This window comes from Actinopolyspora lacussalsi subsp. righensis (assembly GCF_900116555.1).
Lineage (GTDB): Bacteria > Actinomycetota > Actinomycetes > Mycobacteriales > Pseudonocardiaceae > Actinopolyspora > Actinopolyspora lacussalsi.
Genome location: NZ_FPAT01000008.1, coordinates 144,670 through 159,834 on the forward strand (window position 1 = coordinate 144,670; position 15,165 = coordinate 159,834).

Here is a 15,165-nt window from a genome sequence, read left to right on the forward strand (position 1 = left end):
AGCACGAACGGATTCCACGATGCGAGCCGCAACCGACATCCTCGATATCAGCCCGGTCATCCCCGTCGTCGTACTCGACGACGCGACCCACGCCGCCCCGCTCGCCCAAGCGCTGCAGCGGGGCGGCATCCGCACCATCGAAGTCACCCTCCGCACCCCGGTCGCGCTGGAGGCGATCGAGCGGATCAACGGCGAGGTCGAGGGCATCACGGTCGGGGCCGGGACGATCACCCAGCCGGGGCAGGCCAAGGAGGCCGCCCGGGCGGGAGCGGGTTACCTGGTGACACCGGGTACCACCGACCGGCTGCTGGACGAGGTGGCCGACACCGAACTGCCCGCGCTGCCGGGAGTGAGCACCGTCTCGGAAGCGCTGCGACTGGCCGAACGCGGCATGCGGGCGCTGAAGTTCTTCCCGGCCGAACCCGCGGGCGGAGTGCCGTACCTCAAGTCGCTGAGCAGCCCGCTGCCCGAGCTGTCCTTCTGCCCGACCGGAGGAATCACCCCGGACAACGCCGGGCGTTACCTGGCGCTGCCCAACGTGCGCTGTGTCGGTGGCTCCTGGCTCGCCCCGAAGGAGGCGCTGGCCAAGGGCGACTGGGGCCACATCGAGGCGCTGGCACGTCAGGCGGTCGCGCTGGGCTGATCCGGGAGGGCCTCGTCGACGGGGTGGCGTCGATTTCTCGCGAAATTGACGCCACCCGGTTCGGCGATGCGGCCCCGCGGGCGTCGATTTCTCGCGAAATGTACGCCGGTGCGTGGGCGGGATTCCCGAAGCCGGCCGCTTCCCCGAGCATGGGGCGCCTCCCCGCGCATGGGGCACTGCCCACCAGCGGGCCACGTTCCCCGAGGCGCCGCCGCACGCACCGGCCGTGTCCGTTCCGAGCCCGAACGGACCGGGATCACTTCACCGGCTGCACCTTGGTGCTCGGATCGCCATCGATCGCCGCCGCCATGCGCGGCACCAGACCGTCGAGCGCTATGGGCAGGCTGAGCGGACTGGAGAAGGAGACCGCCCCGTTGAGCGTGGTCTGACGCTGCATGGTGATATCCCGGCCCTGCTTGACGACGTCGAGCTGCTTGTAGACCTGCTTACGAGCGATGCTGTCCTCCGGGGCACCGTAAACACCCAGCAGCAGCACGTCGGCTTCGAGCAGTCCGAGGCGCTCCTTGCTGAGCTGCTTGGGTTCCCGGTTCTCACCGGAGAACAGTTTCTCGGTGGCGGGGGGAAGCCGGAGCCCCAGGGAACGCAACAGCCTGGGGGCGGGACCTTCGGCGTAGACCCATGCCTGCCCGCTGATCGATGTGGCCAGCAGCCCGGTGGCACCGTCGAACGCCGGATTCCGCGAACGGGCCGCTTCGAATTCACCCTCGATGTCGGTGACGAGTTGATCGGCCTTCCGACTCTCGCCGAGAGCCTTACCGATGATCCTGGTCATGTCCTGCCAGGGCACACCGTAATCGGCGTACTCACCGGGCTGGGCGACCGTGGGAGCGATCGCGGAGAGCTTGTCGTACTCCTGCTTCTTCAGTCCGGAGTTGACCCCGATGATCACGTCCGGTTCCAGTGCCGCGATCCGTTCGAACTCCAGCTCCTGTCGCGCCAGCACCTCGGGCATCTCGCGATCGCCCAGTTTCTCCCGGGCCCAGGGCCACAGCGCGCCGTCCTGTCCACCGAACCACTCACGGGTGGCCACCGGGGCGGTACCGAGCGCGAGAACGGTGTCCTGATCGGTCAGTCCCACCGTGACGACACGCTCGGGGCGCTCGGTGATCTCGGTGGTGCCGTGCTTGTGCTCGACGCTTACCGGGAAGGCACCCGAACCGGAACCGGATCCCGAGCCGGAACCGCCACCGTTGCCGGGAGCACAGGCCGTGAGCAGTAACAATCCCGCACCACCGAGCAGACCTCTGCGGCTGATATCGGAGCGGGTGGGGCCGAACTTGTCGCGTGGCATTGCGTACCTCAACTACCGAAGTCGATGTTTAGGTTAGCCTAAACAAAACGAAATGCCCGGTTCAAGACCACCCCACCCCGGCGAGCGGACTCACCGCGCCATCATCGGAGTGATTCGGGACACAGCAGCACGCAGCGAGTCCGCCACGGGACGCCCCGTGCTTTCCAGCGCCGCACGCGACATGACGCCGGTACTGACCAACACGCACTCCGCCCCGACCTCCGCCGCGGCACGGGCGTCGTCGGTGACGTCGCCGATGACCACCGCCTCGGACGGTTCCAGCCGCAACGAACGCAGGTGCGCGTCCAGATACGCTGCCTTGGAACCGCCGACCTCGGAATCGCGCAACCCGTCGATCCGACCGAACATCGAACTCAGCCCGAAACGCTCCACCAGCGGCACCAGCTCGTCGTGGAAGAACATGGACAACAACGACTGGCTGCCACCCCGCTCCCGCCATTCCCGCAGCGCGTGCGGCGCCTCGGGATCGAGTTCGCAGGTGTGCAGCAACCGCCGGTAGGCGTCGTGGTAGATGCGATCGATGGCACGCCAGTCCCGCTGGTCGATCTCGCGTCCGAGCACTCGCTCGTAGGAGTCGCGCAACGGCCTGCCGAACACGGCACGCCAACCGGGGAGATCGACCGGTTCGGCGTCATAGGCCGCACACACCGCGTTGACCGAGGCCACCACGGCCTCGTTGTCCGCGAGCAGTGTGCCGTTCCAGTCCCAGACGATGTGCCGCGTCGGCGGCAGCTCACTCGATACGCTCACCGGCGGATCCTATCGTTGTCCACCGACCGCGTTCGTACGCCGAAGTCCTCGCCGCGAAGCGCTGCCGGTTCGGCAGTTCCTCGCGCCCGGTCTCGCACGCGGCGACGGATCTGACGAGTCGTCGCGACAGCAGCGCGGCACAGCGGGTGGCGACGATCCAGCCGTGGGCCCGGCCATGGTGAACCGCTGATGGAACTGCGCCGAGGTCAGTGCCCAGTTCGGATGAGGCCGGTGGAGCATGACCAGGTGACAGCCAGTGTCACGACGAAGAACACCGCCGAGACGATCGGAGCCCAGAACCGACCGAAGACCCGTTACGGATCACCCCTGGCCGGAAATGGATTTCATGGCCGCTGTTTCAGTCGTGTCGGAAGCAGCACGGATGCACCGTGGTGACTCCGGAATCGTGATAATCCGGAATCGTGATAACGGAGTCACCAAGTCACCACTTCAGCACATCGCGGGATGCGCGGATTCCTTGCGGTACCCCTTGGAAGTCACCACTACCGTGTAGTAAGCGGAAGCTCCACGACACTTTCCCGTAGCCACGAAACTACCGTTGTGATGATCGCTGTACCTAGTAGATCCAATCTTCTCGTCGAATCCGTTGTTGACGTCCTTCCATACTTGGACCTCCAGCCAGCCGACGACATTTCCGCAACCGGATCTTCCTCCTCTACCACCGACCCGGGCACCGTTCTGCGAAGGTTCCCACACTGTTAGCCGGCAGGCTTTCGCCGTGGCCTAACTCTCCGAGGAATCACCCCAGGAAGGAACGGAAGCAGCCAGGGAACCACCCACCATCGCCGCGGCCAGAAAAGCTGAAACGAAGAATTTGGAACGCAACGCCAATCTCCTCACGAAAGAAATTCGGAGTGGCCACCGAGTCACCCCGAACCGCAGAACCCCAGCGACCGCTCACCCTCACACGAAAAGACATCAACAAATCCCGAGCCAATCCGTGCATACCCTGAAAGGGTAATCCCCTTCCTACGAACGCGTGAGATAACGCGAAATTTTTTCCGAAAACCGGAACACTTGGAAATTGGCCCGATCCATCCGGAACAACCTATCCCGGAAAGCTCGCGCGCCAGGCTGAACAGCACCAACGATCCCGCCGCGGGACGACGACTCCGGACCGACGATCGACCCCGTGCGGCCGGATCAGTCCTCCGGCTCGAACCACGGCTCGTCGTCCGATAAGGACTCTCCCGCCTCGGTGGCCTCCATTTCCTCCCGCACCACTCGGAAGGCCAACGCCTGACCGTACCCCTTCCGCGCGAGCATCCCCAGCAGGCGACGCATCCTGGCTCGCGGCTCGACACCACTCATACCGCGCGATTTGCGCCGCGCCAGCTCGCGGGCACGTTCCACCTCGGACTCGGTGTCCACCTCGTGCAGCGCCTCGGCGGCGGTCTCCTCCTCGATCCCCTTGTCTCGGAGTTCCTCCCGGAGCGCACCGCGCCCCAGGCCTCGCTGCCGGTGGCGGCCACGTACCCACTCCGCGGCGAAGGCGGCGTCGTCGACCAACCCGGCCGCCACGAACTTGTCGAGCACGTCCTCGGCCGTTTCCGGGGCCACCCCACCACGCAACAGGGCACGCAGCAGCTCCGCACGGCTGCGCGCCCGGACCGCGAGCAACCGATAGACGGTCTCGCGTGCCGTTCGCTCGTCAGCGGACTTGCCGGTGGTGTCGCCCGAGTCCGCCGCGGTGTCGCCCGGCACCGCTTCGGGAATCTCGGCGGACGAAGTCGGATCCGAAGTCGACACCTCGTCGGGACGAGGCGCGGTGTCGTCCGCGACGGATTCGGTCTCGGCCAAGGAAGTCACTCCTCCGATCAGAACTCGACGGGCGCGGGTTCGCTCTGCTGCTCGGCGGTGTCCGCACCGGCGCCGGAGCCGATGCCCATCTTCTCCTTGATCCGCTTCTCGATCTCGTTCGCCACGTCCGGGTTGTCCCGCAGGAACTTGCGCGCGTTCTCCTTGCCCTGGCCGAGCTGATCGCCCTCGTAGGTGTACCAGGCGCCGGACTTGCGCACGAAGCCGTGCTCGACTCCCATGTCGATCAACGAGCCCTCGCGGCTGATGCCGTGCCCGTAGATGATGTCGAACTCGGCCTGCTTGAACGGCGGGCTGACCTTGTTCTTGACCACCTTGACCCTGGTGCGGTTCCCGACCGCGTCGGAACCGTCCTTGAGCGTCTCGATGCGCCGCACGTCCAGCCGCACCGAGGCGTAGAACTTCAGCGCCTTGCCGCCGGTGGTGGTCTCCGGCGAGCCGAACATGACACCGACCTTCTCGCGGAGCTGGTTGATGAACACCGCTGTGGTCTGCGAGGTGTACAGCGCGGAGGTCAGCTTGCGCAGTGCCTGACTCATCAACCGCGCCTGCAGGCCCACGTGACTGTCGCCCATCTCGCCCTCGATCTCGGCCTTGGGCACCAGTGCGGCGACCGAGTCGATGGCGATTATGTCCAGCGCACCGGAGCGGATCAGCATGTCGGCGATCTCCAGCGCCTGCTCACCCGTGTCGGGCTGGGAAACCAGCAGCGAGTCGGTGTCCACACCGATCGCCTTGGCGTACTCGGGGTCCAGGGCGTGCTCGGCGTCGATGAACGCGGCCGTACCGCCACCCCGCTGGGCGTTGGCCACCGCGTGCAGGGCGACCGAGGTCTTACCACTGCTCTCGGGGCCGTAGATCTCGACCACGCGTCCGCGCGGCAACCCACCGATGCCGAGCGCGACGTCCAGCGCGATCGAGCCGCTGGGGATCGCCTCCACCGCCGGGCGGTTGTCCTCGCCCAGCCGCATCACCGATCCCTTGCCGAACTGCTTGTCGATCTGGGCAATGGCCAGTTCAAGAGCCTTGTTCTTGTCGTTGCTCTTGTCGTTGCTCTTGTCGCCACCCTTGTCGGATGCTGCTGCCATCGGGGTCCACCTCGGTCGGTTCGAAGGTCGTGGTCTCAGGGCCGACGCTACGGGTCAGGGCCGACATTCCGGCTCCGGGTCCACGGATCCGTGGACAACCTGCCCGGCTGTGGACCCATTCTAACCGAACTAATGTTCGAGAGCTTGTCGACACACCGCCACGGCCGCCGCGTCTCCCCTGCTGATCAGGTGCGATCTGTCGTTCCCCCGAGGGACACTGGAGCCATTCCACCGGGCGAGCCCCACGAGCTCGCACCGGGCCCGCTCGGCCGGACGAACGACCACTACGGCCCGCGCGACGGGCGTCAGGAGGTGGCCGGATGCGCATCGATCGTTATCTGCCGCCGACACACTGGTTGAGCAAGGTCTACCGGGGCGGGGCCGCGGCCTTCGGCGGCGCGCTGATCGCCTTCGGCGTGCTCGGATTCACCAACAACCTCGGGTTCTTCTCGACCAGTGGTCAGCAGATCCTGGGGCTTTCCAGCAACGGGCTGCTTTCGCTGATCTCCGTCGTGGTGGGGGCGTCGCTGATCGCGGCGGCCGCGATCGGAGGGCCGTTGGCATCGACGGTCACCGCGACGATCGGCGCGTTGTTCCTGCTGTCCGGCCTGGCCAACCTGGCTGTGCTCGAAACCGGGTGGAACCTGCTCGCTTTCGAGATGCAGAACGTGGTGTTCAGCCTGATAGCGGGCATGCTGCTGTTGTTCGTCGGGCTCTACGGCCGGGTCAGTGGCGGATTGCCCGAGGACAATCCGTTCGTGCGCTACCGGCACCGGGAACCGCCGGAGGGCGAGGTCCCCGAACAACGCGGCGCGGAGGAACAGCGGGCCGACGAGCTGAAACCACTGGCCGACGCGGAAGTCGCGTTGGGAGAGGGACACGCCACTCCGGAGCAGGAGCAGCTGGTTCGCTCGGAAGCGCTGCGCCTGGCCAGGGCGGAACGGCAACGCGCCTACGAGCACTACGCCCACATCCAGCAGGCGCTGCGGAACGAACGGAAACCCTCCGGGACTGGAACGGGAGAGACCGGCTCCGGCGGCTGAGGGCCTCCTCCATTCGAATACCCGAGCCCGCTCAGCGCCTGCCGCTGGGCACCTCGAAGCTGTCGCAGAGTACCGACCAGACGCGCTTGGGTTCCCAACCCGCTTCCAGTGCCTGATTGACGGTGCGCTCACCCAACGCGGCCAGTACGTGGTCCCTGGCCAACGTGTCGGCCCGGACATCGCCGAACTCCTCGGCCATTCGCCGCCGCAAAACCGTGTAACGCATCCTGACCAGGCTACGTGTACCGCACGGATGAGGAGATCCGCGCCCGCCGGATAGGCTGGTGCCATGTCGCAGGCCGAATTGACCGGATTGTCCTCGGCGTGGGGGCAGGCGGCGCTGGCCGCCATGTTGCTGATCATAGTGATCCTGCTGCTGCGCAGGCTGTGGAACCAGCGGGGGCGCTGACGGCGGGGTGGTGCCCGCGCACCGAGCGAGTCGCTGTCCATCGAGCGCGCGTGTCGGACATTGACTTCAGCATGGAACCGTGACGGATCCACTGGAACGGTTCTCGCCTCCTACACGGGGGTGGTTCCGCGAGACGTTCGAGGCTCCCACCCCCTCGCAGGCGGAGGCATGGCGGGAGATCACCTCCGGACAGCACACCCTGGTGATCGCACCGACCGGTTCGGGCAAGACGCTGGCCGCGTTCCTGACCGCCCTGGACCGGCTGACCCACACCGCCGTGCCGGAAGACCCGAAACGGCGGTGCCGGGTGCTCTACGTCTCGCCGATGAAAGCACTCGTCGCGGACGTGCGCCGCAACCTGCGCACCCCGCTCGCGGGGATCGAGCGGGAGGCCCACCGGCTGGGTGAGGAGATCACGGAGGTCGGCGTGGCCACCCGGACCGGTGACACCCCCACCGACGAACGGCGAGCTTTCGGACGGCGTCCGAGCGACATCCTGGTCACCACCCCGGAATCGCTTTTCCTGCTGCTGACCTCGACCGCTCGGGAAGCGTTGCGCGGAGTGGAGACGGTCATCGTGGACGAGGTGCACGCGATGGCCGGCGACAAGCGCGGCGCGCATCTGGCGGTATCACTGGACAGGTTGGACGAGTTGTCGCCCGGTCCGGCACAGCGGATCGGGCTCTCCGCGACGGTGCGCCCCGTCGACGAGGTGAGCGAGTTCCTGGCAGGGGGCAGACCGGTCCGGGTGGTCCGCCCGCCCGATCCGAAACAGGTCGACGTTTCGGTGCGGGCTCCGGTGGAGGACATGGCGCGCCCCGAGTCGGGGACCGCCGAAGGGGACGGCACGGGCGGACGTGCGGCCTCCGTCTGGCCCGCGCTGCGGGAACGGATCCTGGAACTGGTGCGCCGGCATCGCTCCACGATCGTGTTCACCAATTCGCGACGGCTGGCCGAGCGGCTGACATCCGGCCTCAACGAGCTCGCCGCGGAGCGCGGTCCGGACGGGGCGGACGGGGCGGACGGGGCGAGCACGACGCCCCGGGACGGACCGTGGTCGTTTCCCGCCGAGGCGGTCGGGGCCTCGGGCGTCACCAGCGGTGTGGCAGCGGTCGTGGCGCGTGCGCATCACGGTTCGATGTCCAAGCAGCAGCGCGCTTCGGTGGAGGAGGAGCTCAAATCGGGCGAGCTGCCGTGCGTGGTGGCGACTTCGTCGCTGGAACTGGGCATCGACATGGGGACCGTGGACCTGGTCGTACAGCTCGAGACACCACCCAGCGTCGCCTCGGGGACGCAACGGATCGGGCGGGGCGGTCATCGGGTCGGCGAGCCCTCGCGCGGAGTCGTTTTCCCCAAGTTCCGAGGGGACCTCGTCGGATGCGCGGTGGTGGCGGAACGGATGCGTTCGGGAGCGATCGAGGCGCTGTCGATACCTCGCAACCCGCTGGACGTGCTGGCACAGCAGATCGTGGCCGCGGTGGCCGTGGATGTCCGCGGGGTGGAAGAGCTCGCCACGCTGCTGCGACGGTCGGCACCGTTCGCCGCACTGCCCGAATCGGCGTTCCGGTCGGTGCTGGACATGCTCGCTGGGCGCTATCCGAGCGAGGAGTTCGGCGAGCTGCGAGCCAGGATCGTGTGGGACAGGACCACCGACGAACTGCGTCCCCGTCCCGGCACGCGACGACTGGCCGTGACCTCCGGTGGCACGATCCCGGACCGGGGACTGTTCACCGTGGTCACGCGGGTCTCCGACGCGGCGAGGGGTTCCGGCCGGAAACGGGTCGGCGAGCTGGACGAGGAGATGGTCCACGAGTCCCGGGTCGGGGACACTTTTCTGCTGGGCACCTCCTCCTGGCGGATCTCCGAGATCACTCACGACCAGGTGATCGTGACACCGGCTCCGGGGACTCCGGCGAGGATGCCGTTCTGGAAGGGGGACTCGACGGGCCGTCCCCTGGAGCTGGGGCGCGCGGTTGGTGGATTTCTGCGCGAGATCTCCTCCGCCACTTCCGATGGGGCCCGCGAGCGCACCCACGAGGCCGGGCTGGACCGTCCCGCGCGGGAGAACCTGCTGGCTTACCTGGCGGAGCAGCGGGCGGCTACCGGCCACGTACCGGACGATCACACGATCGTGGTGGAGCGGTTCAGGGACGAGCTCGGCGACTGGCGGATAGTGGTGCACTCCCCGTTCGGCGAGCGGGTCAACGCGCCGTGGGCACTGGCGCTCGGCACGCGGCTGCGCGAACGCGGGGGCGCGGACGTCCGACCGGTTTCCGCCGACGAGGGGATCGTGCTGCGCGTCAGCGACGCACTCGACGACTCCGGGGCCGAGGTGGTGCCGAACGCCGAGGATGTCGTGCTCGCCCCGGAGGAGGTGGAACAGCTGGTAACCGACTCGATAGCCGGTTCGGCACTGTTCGCCTCCCGGTTCAGGGAGTGCGCGGGGCGGGCGCTGCTGCTGCCCCGCAGGGACCCGGGACGCCGCGCTCCGCTGTGGCAGCAGCGACAACGTGCCACCCGGCTGTTGGAGGTGGCCGCGCGTTACGAACGCTTCCCGATCGTGCTGGAGGCGATGCGGGAGTGCCTGCGCGACGCCTACGACGTCGCCGGGCTGCGTGAGCTGATGTCGGAGATAGCCCGACACCGCATCCGGGTGGTCGAGGTGTCCACCACCGGCCCGTCTCCCTTCGCGCGGAGCCTGCTGTTCGGCTATGCCGGGATGTTCCTGTACGAGTCGGACGCTCCGCTCGCCGAACGCAGATCGGCGGCGCTGAGTCTGGACACCGCGCTGCTGGCCGAGCTGCTCGGCTCGGAGGAGATGCGGCAGCTGCTGGACACCGAGGTCGTCGTCGAGGTGGAGAACGGGCTGCAACGGCTGGAGCGGCGAAGGCACGCCCGTGGTCCGGAGGACACGGCGGACATGCTTCGGGTGCTGGGGGACCTCACCGAGGACGAGGCCGCGGCACGGGGCATCCGGCGGGAGTGGCTCGCGGAGCTGGCACGACAGCAGCGCGCGCTGCTGGTACACGTCGCGGGCGAAGCGAGGTGGATCGCCGTCGAGGACGCGGGCAGGGTCCGTGACGGGCTGGGCGTCGCCCTGCCCGAACGTGTTCCCGAGGTGTTCACCGAACGGGTCGAGGATCCGCTGGGCGAACTGGTCTCACGGTTCGCGAGGTGCCGTGGACCGTTCCGCGCCGACGCGCTCGCGGAGCGGTTCGGGCTCGGTGCGGCGGTGGTCACGGAGGTACTGGAGCGACTGCGGGGCTCCGGCCGGTTGGTGCGCGGCGAACTGCGTCCGGCCGGGGCAGGGGGCGACGTCGGTGCGGAGTACTGCGACGCCGAGGTGCTGCGCAGGCTACGACGTGCTTCGCTGGCCAAGCTCCGTTCCGAGATCGAACCGGCCGAACCGGCAGCGCTGGGCAGGTTCCTGCCGGTCTGGCAGGGTGTGGTCTCGAACGGTGTCGGCTCCCAGCGGGACGGTTCCGCGGCCGACGTGCTCGCGGTGGTCGAACAGCTGGCGGGAGTCCCGCTGACCGCTGGTTCGCTGGAATCACTGGTCCTGCCCGCCCGAGTTCCCGGCTATCAACCGGCCATGCTGGACGAGCTCACCACCGGCGGCGAGGTGGTATGGGTCGGAGCCGGCGCGTTGGCGCACGACGACGGTTGGGTGGCGCTGGCGCCGTCCGACATCGCCGAGCTGGTGCTACCGGACCGGGTGAGCGGCCACGAGAACTCGGACACCCACGACGCCGTCCGGGAGTCCCTGGAGGACGGCGCGCTGTTCTTCCGACAGCTGGCCGACCGCGCCACCGAACTGCTCGACCGACGCGGGGGGACGGGAACGAGCGAGGCCACGCTGGTATCGGCGCTGTGGGATCTGGTGTGGTCCGGTGAGGTCACCAACGACACCCTGGCGCCGCTGCGCGCCCTGCTGTCCGGCCGACGCGCCAACCGTCGTCCCCGACGCGTGCCACGGGGGCGCTACGCCAGACCGACTTCGGTCAGGGCCGTGTCCACGGCGGGCTCCGGGCCACCCGGCGTCACGGGCCGCTGGTCGCTGGCGCCGACGCCCTCGGAGGAGACCACCAGCCGCGCGAGCGCGCGCACCGAGACCTTCCTGCAGCGCCACGGCGTGCTCACCCGCGGCTCACTGGAGATCGAACGGGTCACGGGTGGGTTCGCGGCCGTCTACCGGGTACTGCGGATCATGGAGGAGGCGGGTGGCTGCGGGCGCGGTTACGTGGTGGCCGGGTTGGGCCCCGCGCAGTTCGCTGCGCCCGGGGCCATCGACCGATTGCGCGACTTCGACGGCTCGACCCGGCAGCAGGACCCCGATCGGGCGGTGCTGCTCGCCGCGACCGACCCGGCCCAGCCCTACGGTGCGGCGCTGCCCTGGCCGGAGGTGGCCGGGAACACCCGGCACCGGCCGGGGCGTAAAGCCGGTGCGCTGGTGGTGCTCGTCGACGGGGAACCGGTGTTCTACATCGAGCGGGGCGGCAAGTCGTTGCTGTCGTTCACGGAACGGGAACGGCCGCTGCGTGCCGCCGCGGGACGGCTGGCCGAGGCGGTGACCGAGGGAGAACTGGAGCAGTTGGTGTTCCGCCGCGCCGACGGGGAAAGCGCGATCGGCGGCGAGCTGGCGGGAATCCTCGTCGCGGCCGGGTTCCGGCCCACTCCGCAGGGACTGCGCCTGCGGAATTGAACCGGCGGCGGCCACCGCACGCACAGCGCCACCGCGGCAACGCATCCCCCACCGGGAAGCGTGGTCGGCGGTGAATCCTCTAGGGTGCGAGGCTGTGACCGCTGCACCGTCTCCGCGTTGCGAACGAGTGGTGGAACTCTCCGCCGACGAGCTGCGTGCCAGGCTGCCCGAAGCCGTGCGGGTATACGTCACGGCCATGGGTTATCCCACCTGGGCCACGCAGCAGCGTATTCCGATCTGGTCGGCACACATGTCACGCGCCGGATGGCGCTGCGTGGTGGCGTTCAACGACCGGGACGAGGTGAGCGGCGTCGGTTACGGCTACTCGGGGGCAACCGGCCAGTGGTGGCACGAGCAGGTGCGTCGCGGGATGCTGGAACGCCTGCCACAACAACGGGCACACGAGTGGCTGGACGACTACTTCGAGCTGACCGAGCTGCACGTCCACCCGGACACGCAGGGACACGGGCTGGGGGAAAGCATCCTGCGCACCCTGCTGGCCTCCGCGCCGGGCGCGAAGGTGCTGCTGTCCACCCCGGAAGGCCCCACCAGGGCGTGGCGACTCTACCGCCGGCTCGGTTTCGTCGACGTGCTGCGCGACTACCGATTCAGCGGTGACCCTCGCCCGTTCGCCGTACTGGGGCGCGACCTGCCGCTGGAGGCGTGACATCCGAGGGGCTGCCGCCTCGGGATTCGGCGTGGCAGCCCCTCGGAAACCACTCACAGGTAGGAGAGCTGCTCCCGCAGGGTGTCCAGCCCCATGGGCCCCATCTCCAGCGCGTCGCGGTGGAACCGCTTGAGGTCGAAGTCCTCGCCGTGGCGCTGTCGTGCCTCGTCCCGCGCGGACAGCCACAGCCGCTCACCGAGTTTGTAGGACGGGGCCTGCCCCGGCCACCCCAGGTAACGGTCTATCTCGTCCCGCACGAGAGCGGTGTCGGTGATGGTGCGGGTGAGCATGAACTCCAGCCCGAGTTCGGGGGTCCAGGTCCGCCCCTCGTGGAAACCGGTCCCCTCCGGAATGCGGAGCCGCAGGTGCATACCGATATCCACGATCACGCGGGCGGCTCGGAACAACTGCTCGTTGAGCATGCCGAGCAGATTGCCGTCGTCCGCGAAGTAGCCCAGCTCGCGCATCAGCCGCTCGGCGTACAGCGCCCATCCCTCGCCGTGAGCGGAGACGAAGCAGCCCAATCGCTGGAACTTGTTCAACCTGTCCGCCTGGTGCACCGCCGTTGCCACCTGCAGATGATGCCCCGGCACACCTTCGTGGTACACGGTGGAAACCTCACGCCAGGTGGAGTACTCGTCCTTGTCCGGTGGAACGGACCACCACATCCGACCGGGCCTGCTGAAGTCGTCGTTCGGCGGCGTGTAGTAGGCACCCGTTCCACCACCGGGCGGGGCGATGAGGCACTCCAGGTTCAGCAACGGCTCGGGAATGTCGAACTGCGTCCGGCTCAGATCCCGCAACGCCTGATCGGACAACCGCTGCATCCACTGCGCGAGGGCCCGCTGACCGTGCACCCGATAACGCGGATCGGCGTCCAGTGCCGCGGCCGCCTCCGCGAGCGTGGCCGAGGGCTTGATCCGATCGGCGACACGTTTCATGTCCGCCTCGATCGCCGCGAACTCCTGCCAGCCCCACTCGTAAGCCTCGTGCAGGTCCAGCTTCGCGCCGGTGAAGTACCTCGACCAGAGACGGTAGCGTTCCTCCCCCACGGCGTCCTCGGCCGGAGCCTGCGGCAACAGCTCACCTCGCAGGAAGTCCGCGAGTCCGGCGTAGGCCTCCGAGGCGACGTTGGCAGCGGCGTTGAGCTCGTCGCGCAGTGCCGGGGAAAGGTTTTCGGCACGCGTGACCATGTCCCCGAAGAAGGACTTGCCGTCGGTCCTGCCGGACCAGGTGTCGCACTGTTCCGCGACGCGCTTGACCTGTCGTGCCGCGGCGACGTCACCGTTGGCGGCCGCTTCGGACAGGCCGGCGGTCAGCCCCTTGACGGCCGCGGGCATGGCGGACATCCGTTTGGCGATGTCGTCCCAGTTCCCCTCCGTCTCGCCCGGCATCAGGTCGAAGACCTGCCGCAGCTCCTGGACCGGGCTCGCTATGACGTTCAGCGCCGACATGTCGGCACCGGCCTCGTGCAGTTCGACGTCCAGACCGACCCGTTCGGTGAACACCGCCTTGGCGATCCGCTCCGACTCGTCGACGGGCTCGGCGGCCGCGATCTCCGCCAGGGCACGCCGGGCCAGGTCACCCCGCGCACGATGGCCGTCCGGCGAGTAGTCGGGCAGCTCCTGCTGTCCCACGGAAAACCCCAGCATGGTCGCGGCTATGGGATCGAGCGCCGCGAGCTCCTCCACGTAACGGTTGCTGATCTCGTGCACGCCCCGGGCCTCGGTTGACATGGCAGCACGCTACCTCGCCGAGCCGCGGCACCGAACACGGATCCGCCACCTCGGACGGCACACCACTGCGCGCAGCCGGTGAAAAACGCTGTGACGTGGCACGATCACAAAGGTGCGGGGTGTGCGGTGTTCCGGTAACGCGACTCGTTCCCGATGGGGCGCGTCGCTGATGATCATGCTTGTGGGCATCCTCGTCTCGGGGTGTCTGAACGCGACCGTGTCGCTGAGTATCAACGGCAAGGACAAGGTTTCCGGTGAGGTGATGGTCGCCGTCCCACCGACTTCGGACCGGCACGACTTCCGACTGCGGGTACCGGAGGAGCTTTCCGAGAAGGTCCGGCTGAGTTCGTACCGGGAGGGAGAGGCCCGTGGTTCCAAGCTGGAGTTCGACGAACTGAGCTTCGACGAGGTGGAACGGCTGGCGACCGAGCTGAACCGGTCGGATTCACGGTACAAACTGTCGATCTCCAGATCCGGCTCGCTCGTCGAGGTGAGGGGCTCGGCGGATCTGACTCCGCTGGCGGAAACCGATTCGGAGGTGCTGGTGGAGATCAGCGCGCCGGGCGAGGTGACCACCACCAACGGCGAGACGAACGCGGGGATGGTGAGCTGGCGACCCCAGCCCGGGGAGGTCACCGAGATGTCGGCGACCTTCCAGTTCACCGATGCCAGGAGCGCTGGCCTCTTCGGCTGGTCGTTGATACTGGGCGGCGCGACGTTCGGAACGGCACTGCTGGTGGCGGTACTGGCACTCGTCACCCGCCAACGCGCCCGCGCCGACTCCGGGAGACGCTGAGTAGCGGGACGGAGCTCGCCCGTGTGACCGGTTCCCCCGACGAGTGAGTCGGTGCTACCGGCCGGTGAGCCCTGGTGAGCGGCGACGTGCGCCGAGCCGGTACGCAGCGGTGTGCCCGTGCGACGCGGACGCACCCCGTGGTGCGGACATACCCGCTCG

General features: G+C 68.3%; 11 protein-coding genes. 5 read left to right on the forward strand and 6 right to left on the reverse strand.

From position 1 onward, the window contains the following. The first annotated feature begins 19 nt into the window (after positions 1 to 19). Entirely contained in the window at positions 20 to 643 is a 624-nt protein-coding gene (gene eda / locus BM394_RS15480) for a bifunctional 4-hydroxy-2-oxoglutarate aldolase/2-dehydro-3-deoxy-phosphogluconate aldolase (RefSeq protein ID WP_092979207.1), read from the forward strand. Positions 644 to 899: 256 nt separating this feature from the next. On the opposite strand, the gene BM394_RS15485 is transcribed toward eda, so the two are convergent. The 4 genes from BM394_RS15485 to recA form a co-directional block, all read right to left on the reverse strand. Then, positions 900 to 1,955: an ABC transporter substrate-binding protein gene (locus BM394_RS15485; RefSeq protein WP_092979212.1), complete on the reverse strand. Its 1,056-nt coding sequence runs from the start codon at positions 1,953 to 1,955 to the stop codon at positions 900 to 902. A gap of 90 nt (positions 1,956 to 2,045) precedes the next feature. Then, positions 2,046 to 2,726, reverse strand: coding sequence for an HAD family hydrolase (locus tag BM394_RS15490; RefSeq protein ID WP_092979214.1), 681 nt, complete (start codon positions 2,724 to 2,726; stop codon positions 2,046 to 2,048). 1,164 nt (positions 2,727 to 3,890) lie between these two features. Next, positions 3,891 to 4,547 (reverse strand): regulatory protein RecX, encoded by a 657-nt coding sequence (locus BM394_RS15495; RefSeq protein ID WP_245780227.1) that lies wholly within the window; start codon positions 4,545 to 4,547, stop codon positions 3,891 to 3,893. Between the two features lie 17 nt (positions 4,548 to 4,564). Next, positions 4,565 to 5,653 carry a recombinase RecA gene (gene recA / locus BM394_RS15500; protein WP_092979217.1) on the reverse strand — a complete coding sequence of 363 codons (1,089 nt, stop codon included), beginning with the start codon at positions 5,651 to 5,653 and terminating at the stop codon, positions 4,565 to 4,567. Positions 5,654 to 5,973: 320 nt separating this feature from the next. Between recA and BM394_RS15505 the strand changes: the two genes are divergently transcribed. Next, positions 5,974 to 6,696 (forward strand): DUF4383 domain-containing protein, encoded by a 723-nt coding sequence (locus tag BM394_RS15505; RefSeq protein ID WP_092979222.1) that lies wholly within the window; start codon positions 5,974 to 5,976, stop codon positions 6,694 to 6,696. 31 nt (positions 6,697 to 6,727) lie between these two features. On the opposite strand, the gene BM394_RS15510 is transcribed toward BM394_RS15505, so the two are convergent. After that, positions 6,728 to 6,922 carry a DUF3046 domain-containing protein gene (locus tag BM394_RS15510; protein WP_092979224.1) on the reverse strand — a complete coding sequence of 65 codons (195 nt, stop codon included), beginning with the start codon at positions 6,920 to 6,922 and terminating at the stop codon, positions 6,728 to 6,730. Positions 6,923 to 7,184: 262 nt separating this feature from the next. Here BM394_RS15510 and BM394_RS15515 point away from each other — a divergent pair, with 262 nt between their 5' ends. Both BM394_RS15515 and BM394_RS15520 read left to right on the forward strand, forming a co-directional pair. Continuing rightward, the gene (locus BM394_RS15515) at positions 7,185 to 11,807 is read left to right on the forward strand and encodes an ATP-dependent helicase (protein ID WP_092979226.1); all 4,623 of its coding nucleotides are present in this window, start codon (positions 7,185 to 7,187) and stop codon (positions 11,805 to 11,807) included. Positions 11,808 to 11,901: 94 nt separating this feature from the next. Then, a complete protein-coding gene (locus BM394_RS15520; RefSeq protein ID WP_092979228.1) occupies positions 11,902 to 12,474 on the forward strand; it encodes a GNAT family N-acetyltransferase in 573 nt (190 codons plus the stop codon). 53 nt (positions 12,475 to 12,527) lie between these two features. Here BM394_RS15520 and BM394_RS15525 read toward each other — a convergent pair whose 3' ends face one another. Next, positions 12,528 to 14,210 carry a DUF885 domain-containing protein gene (locus tag BM394_RS15525; protein ID WP_092979230.1) on the reverse strand — a complete coding sequence of 561 codons (1,683 nt, stop codon included), beginning with the start codon at positions 14,208 to 14,210 and terminating at the stop codon, positions 12,528 to 12,530. A gap of 169 nt (positions 14,211 to 14,379) precedes the next feature. Between BM394_RS15525 and BM394_RS15530 the strand changes: the two genes are divergently transcribed. Continuing rightward, entirely contained in the window at positions 14,380 to 15,006 is a 627-nt protein-coding gene (locus tag BM394_RS15530; RefSeq protein WP_092979232.1) for a DUF3153 domain-containing protein, read from the forward strand. Positions 15,007 to 15,165: the final 159 nt, after the last annotated feature.